This is a genomic window from Rhodococcus sp. AC861 (assembly GCF_979256035.1).
Genome location: NZ_CEEDMW010000002.1, coordinates 54,981 through 56,784, shown reverse-complemented (window position 1 = coordinate 56,784; position 1,804 = coordinate 54,981). Strand labels below are relative to the sequence as shown.

Annotated in this window: 1 protein-coding gene; it reads right to left on the bottom strand. The window is 66.9% G+C overall.

All coding sequences use genetic code 11. The features are described 5' to 3' along the window. Nucleotides 1-38 precede the first annotated feature (38 nt). The gene (locus AC0IX4_RS05720) at nt 39-1,403 is read right to left on the bottom strand and encodes a wax ester/triacylglycerol synthase domain-containing protein (RefSeq protein WP_042575421.1); all 1,365 of its coding nucleotides are present in this window, start codon (nt 1,401-1,403) and stop codon (nt 39-41) included. Between the last annotated feature and the right edge of the window lie 401 nt (nt 1,404-1,804).

The window sequence follows — 1,804 nt, the reverse complement described above, 5'->3', positions numbered from 1 at the left end:
CGACGCCGGTCACCACAGCAACACGCTGCGGTGACCGGTCAGGCCTCGCGCTCGAGGCGGTCGACGGCCTCGCGGATCAGGGACATGTAGTGCTCGATGTCGGGCATCGCGCGAGCGTTCGAGGCGACGGACATCGAGATGGACGATCCGACCGACCGCACGGAGTGGGTGAGGTGGACGCCCCGCACCGCGGGGAGGACGCCGTAGCAGCCGACGACGGGTGCGCCCAGCAGTTCGAGCGGACCCCGCCCGTAGCTGACGTTGCTCAGCATGGTCGTGGTCGGTGAGGTCGTCGGCTTCTCGGGAGGGGTCGGGCTGAGGGCACCGACGATCGGGACGACGACCGACGGCATGGCGGTCAACGGATGCGGTGGGCCGGTCCGTGAGGCGGAGCGGACCACGGCCTCCTTCGCGTCGATCAACGACGCGTGGATCGCATGGAGTCGCTGTCCCGCGTCGGGGATGTCGGTGTGCAGATCCACCGTCATCGGGGTCAGCTGGTTCGCGGTGGAGGCATCGGTGAGGGAGCGGGTGCTCATCGGCATCGAGATCGACAGACTCGCCTCGGGCAGTTCGCCGTGCTCGTCCAGATACGAGGACAGGGCCAGCGAGATGATGGCGGTCATGAGGTCGTTGACGGTCGTCTCGGCGTAGCCGGCCTTGATGCGGCGGATGCGGTCGAGATCGAACCAGGTCAGGTCCCAAGCCATGTCGGGTTCGATGTCGCCGTTGAAGCGTGTGGCCGGCACCGCCCCGGGTGCGGCCGGCCGTGGTACGGGGGCGGTCGGGCGTTTCCTGGTGGCCCAGCGGAGTGCGGTCGCGCCCAGGAGTACCAGATCCTTCGGGACGGCGGCCAGCGCGCGCGGCGTCGACGGGGCGGGAACCTCCGGGGCGGACGGCCTCGGCTCGGCGGGGGTCGGCGACAGCATCCGGGAGATGAGGTCGGACGCGCTCACGCCGTCGATCGCGCTGTGGTGGAACTTCGCGATCATTACCGTTCCCCCGTCGGGAACGCCGTCGACACCGTGCAGGTCGACGAGGAAGTGGAGCTGCCAGGCGGGGCCGGTGCGGAAGTCGAAGAACTCACGGGACAGCTCCACGGTCCGGCGGCGGACGATGTCGGTCTCACCCGGTTGCTGGGTGGTGACGAACACGTGGGAGCCGACGTCCGTCGTCGGGTCGTCCACCCAGAACGGATAGTGCACGTCCCTCGGATACCGGTGAAGTTTCTGCCGGAAGATCGGATCGAGGTGGACGATCGACCGGGCGTAGTCGACGGCGTCCTGATGGTTACGAATGCCCGGACCGGTCCCGGCCGCGACATCGACGACGAAGGCGTGGATGAGGATGGCCGAGGTGTGGGTGGTCTCGAGGTACAGGTTCAGTGCGTCTCGCGAGGTCATGGGACGGCCTCGCGGAGCGGGCCGTCTGGTCGAACGCCGGAATGTGTTCACGCAGTCTCCTGGGACGGGTCGCATCGATTCTGGTGCTGCAGCAACGATATTTGTGGAATATGGGTGAGAGCTGGTCCGTATTCGGTGCTGTATCCCGGAACGACCGGTTTGTAACTGTGTAAAGTCTCGGTCGGCGTCGAAACGGTGACACCATCGACAATCGCCGTGTCGTAGGGTCCGGTCCACCGTATCGGGCGCCGTGAACGGGTCGGGTGTGCAGACTGTTCACCTTGTCGAGGTTTTACGGTCTGTGAAAGACTGAGTAACCGGAACGAGGACCGATCACGAGGGATCACACGGCGACAGGTCGCGGGCCCTCGCGGGAAACGTGCGGCGCGAACAGCGTGCCG

Bases quoted from the DNA above. Each gene is read 5' to 3' on its own strand.
- AC0IX4_RS05720 (WP_042575421.1), bottom strand. From the start codon at position 1,403: ATGACCTCGCGAGACGCACTGAACCTGTACCTCGAGACCACCCACACC.